This is a genomic window from Candidatus Eisenbacteria bacterium, from assembly GCA_013140805.1.
Lineage (GTDB): Bacteria > Eisenbacteria > RBG-16-71-46 > RBG-16-71-46 > RBG-16-71-46 > JABFRW01.
In genome coordinates, this window is the sequence record JABFRW010000076.1 from 22032 (window position 1) to 28086 (window position 6055).

Here is a 6055-nt window from a genome sequence, read left to right on the forward strand (position 1 = left end):
CTGTCTCGATGGACTGAGGGCCGCATGCCTACGCCCGATGCTTCGGAAACCGATCCCGGCGCCGCGCAACACTGGCCGGGCCGGGTCATCCTAGGACGCTATCGTGTCGAGCGCCTACTCGGCCACGGGGGCATGGGAGAGGTCCTGCTCGCGCAGGACACCCTGCTCAATCGCCGCGTGGCGTTGAAGCGTGTCCGATCGACGGACCAGGCAGGCGGGGACCGCCGCCGCGCGATCCTCAAGGAGGCGCGCCGCGCGAGCCGGATCAGCGATGCGCGCATTGCGGCGATCCATGACGTGTTGGAGCTCGACGATGACTTGTTGATCGTCATGGAATACGTCGACGGCACGACGCTGCGGGAACGAATGGTTGAGCCCGTTCCGCTCCAGGACTTCTGGGATCTCTCCACGCAGTGTATCGCCGCCGTCGCGGTCGCCCACGATCACGGGCTGATTCATCGCGACATCAAGCCCGAGAATCTGATGGTGACGACTCAGGGCCAGATCAAGATCCTCGACTTCGGCATCGCCCGGCGCACGGAATCGACCCCCGACACCACCTCGCCATCGTCCACCACCTGGACCGCGGAGAGCGAAGCGAACGTCATCGCCGGCACTCCGCAGTACATGGCGCCCGAGGCTCACTACGGCGGAACGCTCGACGGACGCACCGACATCTTCGCGCTCGGAACCGTGTTCTACGAGATGCTGGCCGCTCGCAATCCGTTCGCGGGCGACACCTACGACGCCGTTCGGGAACGCATCATGAACGCCGCCCCGGAGCCCGTGACGCGCGTGAATCCGACCGTGGGAGTCGCTCTCTCCGACGTGATCGCGAAGATGATGTCGAAGGATCCAGCCCGGCGTCATCCGACGTGTGCTGACTTGATGCAGGATCTTCTCGCTGCGAGAGGCTCGGTCGCCTTGCCCGACACTCGCGCGGATCGGATCGCGACCCGTCTCATCGTATCGCCGTGGAGGCGCGCAGTCTCGTGGTCGACGCTGATGCTGCCTCTCGTGGCGATCGTTGCCGCCCTCCTGACCTGGGGGGTCTCGCGTGCGCCGTTCGCATCGAAGCTGCCGCGCGACCGCAATCTTGCGGTCCTGCCGCCCGCCACACCCGGTGCATCCGAAGACTTCGCGGAGTTCGGACTCGGCTCGATCGCCCGGCTCCACGCCCGGCTTCAGCGCCATCAGGATCGGCCGGGGTTTCAGCTTGCCTCCTTTCAGGACGCATTGGACGAGCGCGTCGATGACGTCGTCGATGCCCGCCGGGTCCTGGGCACCAACCTCACACTGGCTTCGAGTCTCGAGCAACGCACCGACTCATTTCGAGGACGGCTGGAGCTCTGGGATGGAGCGACCGGGAAGCGTATGAGTGTTCGAGTCGTTGAGACGCCGCTGGCGAAGCCGTTCGAATTCGAAGATCGCCTGTACCGCGAAGCGGTCAAGCTGGTGGGACTCGAGCCGCGCCGGACCGACGCTTCGTCCGAGTTCGGAGTGCGCGGCGCGGGCACGCTGCGATTCCTGCTGCAGGGCATCGGCCGCGTGCTGCATGCAACGACCGAAGCGCAGGCCCGTCACGCAATCGAGGACCTGGAGCTCGCGTGCCGGACGGAGCCCGAGGCCGCTGCGGCGCGGACCTGGCTGGCACACGCGGAGCTCAAGTGCTATCGGCTCGCGAGCGACACGAGCTGCCTCGCGCGTGCCGAAGCCTCGGCGCGCGAGGCTATCGCGCTCGACAGTTCACGCTCCGAGGGTCACCGGGTGCTGGGCGCCGTGTGGTTCTCCCGGAAGAACGCGTCCGCGTCGCTCGAGGCGCTCGCGCGTGCGTGCCGGCTCGACTCGACCGACGACGCAGCGTGGTCGAATCTGGGTCGCACGTACGCCCGGTTGGGGAGGCCCGAGCAGGAAAGAGCAGTCTACGAAGCGGTCATCGCGCAGCGTCCGCACTGCTGGCAACCCTACTGGTGGCTGGCGGTCTGGCAGTTCAGGGCCGGGCACGTCGACGAGGCGATCGGGATGTACGAGTCCATGATCCGCCGTTCGCCGGATTTCCACCGCGGTTATCAGGGACTGGGTGGGATGCTGGTCCTGCGCGGGGACTACGACCGCGCGATCGACTCCCTGCAGCGGGCGATCGCGCTGTGCCCTACGAAGATCGCGTTCGACAATTTGGGGACGGCCTTCTTCAACTCGCACCGATTCGAGGAGTCGATCGGCGCCTACAACCAGTCGTTTCAGTTCGGATTCGCCGACTATCAATCGTGGCTCAATCTGGGAGACGCCTATTTCTGGCTTCGCAATCGGAGCGATCAGGCCTCCGAAGCCTACGCACAGGCTGTGCGGCTCGGGCGCGAAGAGGAACGCGAGCGCGTCCGCAATGGGAATTCCTTCGACGTGATGATTCCGGCCCATCTCGCCACGTTGCTTCCGAAACTCGGTCAACCCGACAGCGCGCGCACGGAGCTGCGGCGGGCGCTGGCTGCAGACAGCGCGAACTCGATGGTGCAGTACTGCGCGGCACTCACACTCTGGCAACTCGGGGAGAGGGACCGCGCAACCACGTGGCTCGAGCGGGCGGTGCAGGGCGGCTACCCGCTCGCGTGGCTTCGCGACTCCCCCATTTTCGAAGAGTGGCGCGCAGAACGACGCTTCGGCGCGCTCATCGCGGCGATCGATCCGCAACCCCAACCAATCAGTTCCAGTCCGGGAGAACGAAGATGAGGACTCACAGAATTGCAGTCACCGTCGACAAGAGCGGCATACGCGTCGAGCCCGACTCGCTCACGATGACGCCGCTCGACGACGTCCACTGGGCGAGCATGAACGAGCAGAAGTTCACGATCGTGTTCGACTCGGAGGGGCCGTTCGGAGTCAAACAGCTTGCTCACGCGGACGCCGCCCTCAAGCAGCGCCCGCGTTACAAGGGCTTGTTCAAGTACACCGTGATCTCAGTCGAGGATCCCACGGTTCAACTCGATCCGGTCATCATCGTGGACGAACCACCGAGCAGCCAGCTGTAGCGCATCTCGAGGCCTGCCCCGAGTGTGCTAGCGAATCAGCAGCACCTTCCGAACGACCGAGCGGTCATCGGTCTCGAGACGCATGAAGAAGATTCCGGCAGACGCCGGCCGCCCCGCATCGTCGAGTCCTGTCCAGACGACCTGGTGGCTGCCGGCACTGAGCGGACCGTCGATCAGCGACTTCACCCGTCGGCCTGCCGCGTCGTAGATCACCAGCGCGGCGCGACGCGCCGGATTCGGAAGCGCGAAACTCGCGGTGACGCGTCCGAATGCAGGATTCGGGTGCGCGGACATCGCCAGCTCGATCGCATGATCCCGATCGCCCACGCCGACCACCGACGCCGGGTCGTAGTCGACGTAGACCGGACCGGTCCAGACGTTGGCGTTGTCGTTCATGCGGATGCGCATGTAGTAGTGCGCCTCGGTGCCGGGGGCGAAGCTGCTGCGCTCGCGCCACGCAAAGCTCGAGTTACCAACACTGGTGGCCACCACCGCGGCATTCGAGGTCCCCGTGACGCCGCGTAGCAGGTCGATCTGCGCCACGCCGTCGGTCAGGTCCGGATCGATCACGCGCACCGCGAAACGAACGCCCTGAGCACTGGTCCACGCGGATCCCATCGGTCGGCCGTCCGCGGAGAACTGCACCACGACGTTGTGATCCTGACTGGCGTAGTTGCGCCTCGTCGCGAGCGCGCCGAGGATCTCGGACTTGGTCTTGCCGGCCGCGAGCGCCACGGTACGCGTCTCGGTCGCGGCGCCCCAGGTCGCATTGTGATTGTCCTGGTCTCCGGCGGGAGAGATCCTGAAACCCAACCGGAGCGCGTCCTGGAACAGCACTTCGTTTCCGGTCGTGCTGCCGACATCCGACTCCGTCGTCGAGGTCGAGAAGGCCGGTCCGGTGATGAGCGCCATCAGGCTCACGACGGATTGGCCGTTGGGCGTCACGGCGTAGTTGTTGAAGTCGCCGGAAGCCGGATGACACCACTCGACGATCGGGGGATATCCCGACGGTGGATTGGCGAGCAGCGCCGTGTAGAGCCCGGTGTAGTCCCCCTCGGCGACGAAGACGTCGTAGTTGCCCGCCTGCCAGCCGAACAGTGTCGGCGCTTCGAACACGTTCGCGTGGCCACCGCTTTCGATGATGCCCCACTCCTGACCCCAGATCGCGACGAAGTCGCCATCGTCGTTCGCTGCGGCGGCCTGCGCCAGCCCCAACGAATAGTTCGACAGCTGCATGCCCGCGCCCGAGTGGTTGTGATCCGTCACGGCGAGGAAGTCGAGCGCGGTCGGTGCGCCATTGCGGGCGTAGTCGTAGGCCTGGGCAGGGGTCTGCACGCCGTCGGAGTAACTGGTGTGCGAATGCAGATTGCCGAAGTAGGGGGTGTAGCCGGTGTCGGGATTCAACAGTAGTCCCGCGAGCGGCGCAGTCCCGGAGTCATTGGAGACGGAGCTCGTGTTGGGTACCTCGTCCTGCGTCTTGAGTGCGAAGTGCCAGGTCGAATCGGTCGCGAGTCCGAACACGAACAGCGTCTCCGCGGCACCGGCCACGAGCGGCAAGGGCTCCGCGATCCAGCGGTTGATGTCGAGGGCGGCGTCGAAGTTGCCGGCGTTGATTGGGTCGTGCGAGACCTTGATGATGTACGCGCTCGCCGTTCCGGTCGCGCCGTCGTCACCGGGCGCGGTCCAGGTCAGGCGAATCTCACCCGGGAATGCGCCGGGGACCGCCAGGAGGTTGCTCACGGTGCCGGGCGCCGTGACGTCACCGATTCCGGCGTTGCTGCCACACAGAGTGGGCGAGCGAAACGCGAAGTTCGAAGATCCATTCGGAATCGCGGACCACACCTGGCCCTCGAACGCCGTGGCCGACGGATACGTCACCGAGTGCACGACGGTCGCCGCCAGCAGACGATCGGAAACCAGGTAGACGTCATCGCCGCCGTTGTTGAGCACCGCCGACCCGCCCTGCATCATCACGACGCGGAACTCGCCGGGTCCGATGGTGGCGTTGGTCGAGCAGGTGGCATCGAAATCCTCCGGAATGCGCGCCCTCACGGCCGCCTGGCCGATCGTCACGGCGTCGTCGATTCCCCAGCCGGTCAGATTCACGGGGCTGGCACCGGCGTTGAAGATTTCGACCCGCTCCGTTCCGACATCGTTGCCGAACGGATTCGGGAGGATCTCGTTGATCAGAATTTGAGCCGAGACCGGTGCGGCCGGTAGCAGCAGGGTGGCGGCGGTCAGAGCCAGCGTGGCGAAGCAGTTGCGCGCAAGGATGCAGAAATGGCGTGGCTGGCCCATCGGGGAGGGCCTCCTTCCGGCTCGGGGTCAAATCGCTACTATCAGGCCCCTCAAGCCTACCAATCACCGCCGGCCCACGCGAGCCCTCATCTTCTCCATGAACCCGATCCCAGGCCTGCATCACGTGACCGCTCTTGCGAGCGATCCGCAACAGAACCTCGACTTCTACGCCGGGCGACTTGGCCTGCGGCTGGTCAAACGCACGGTCAATTTCGACGACCCCGCGACCTACCATCTCTACTACGGCGACGACGCGGGCCACCCCGGCACGATCCTGACGTTCTTCCCCTGGCCCGGCGCGCCGCGCGGGCGTGCGGGGACCGGCCAGACCACCGCCACGAGCTTCGCGGTTCCGCCCGCGAGCATCGAATGGTGGATGGACTTCCTTGCGAGGCACGCGATCGACTTCGGCCCCCCGGAGCTTCGGTTCGGCGCGCGTACGCTTCCGTTCCTCGATCCGGATGGGCTGGCACTCGAGCTCGTCGAGCTGGCCGAGCCTCCGGACCCCACTCGGCGCGCCGCGAGTGCGATCCCTCCGCAGCACGCGATTCATGGTTTCCACGGCGTCACGCTGACCGTGTCCGGCTTCGAACGCACGGCCGCCGTACTCACCGAATCGCTCGGCTATCGAGCGACGGAAGTCGAAGGTGATCGCCGTCGATTCGTGAGCGCGACCGCGACACCGGACGCGGTCGTCGACGTCATCTGCGCCCCCGAGCTGCGCGCCGGTC

General features: G+C 66.1%; 4 protein-coding genes. 3 read left to right on the forward strand and 1 reads right to left on the reverse strand.

The window, feature by feature from the left end; genetic code table 11:
* The first annotated feature begins 24 nt into the window (after positions 1–24).
* Complete coding sequence (locus tag HOP12_06900) at positions 25–2727, forward strand: protein kinase (GenBank protein ID NOT33882.1); 2703 nt, start codon at positions 25–27, stop codon at positions 2725–2727.
* Positions 2724–3026, forward strand: coding sequence for a hypothetical protein (locus HOP12_06905; GenBank protein ID NOT33883.1), 303 nt, complete (start codon positions 2724–2726; stop codon positions 3024–3026). The genes HOP12_06900 and HOP12_06905 overlap by 4 nt, the downstream gene beginning before the upstream one ends.
* Before the next feature lie 27 nt (positions 3027–3053).
* Here the strand turns inward: HOP12_06905 and HOP12_06910 are convergent, their stop codons facing one another.
* The gene (locus HOP12_06910) at positions 3054–5324 is read right to left on the reverse strand and encodes a hypothetical protein (protein ID NOT33884.1); all 2271 of its coding nucleotides are present in this window, start codon (positions 5322–5324) and stop codon (positions 3054–3056) included.
* Between the two features lie 97 nt (positions 5325–5421).
* Here HOP12_06910 and HOP12_06915 point away from each other — a divergent pair.
* A partial coding sequence (locus tag HOP12_06915; GenBank protein NOT33885.1) for a ring-cleaving dioxygenase occupies positions 5422–6055 on the forward strand: 634 nt, incomplete at its 3' end.